Raw genomic sequence first — 287 nt, 5'->3', positions numbered from 1 at the left:
GGGGTTTGAGCCGGGGGGGGGGGGGACTGGGGGGGGGGGGGTTTCTTGGGGGGGGGGATCTCACCCGCGGCGTGGGCCCGGGGCGGTCACTGCCGGGCCGCGCGGCCCCGCCGGGTGACCGGCGGGGCCGCCGTGCGAGCGGAGCCGGGGCGGGCCACGGCGCCCGCCGGCCGGTACCGGACGGGTTTGAGAACGCAACCCTGTGTGGCAGGCTGGCGGTGTGACCTCCCACACCCCCCCGGCCCCGCCCGCCCTGCCCGGCCGGCCCTGCTCGATCGCCGCCGCCC

This window comes from Kitasatospora sp. NPDC127111, from assembly GCF_042677465.1.
Taxonomy (GTDB): Bacteria; Actinomycetota; Actinomycetes; order Streptomycetales; family Streptomycetaceae; genus Kitasatospora.
Note: the sequence above shows the minus strand (reverse complement) of the source record.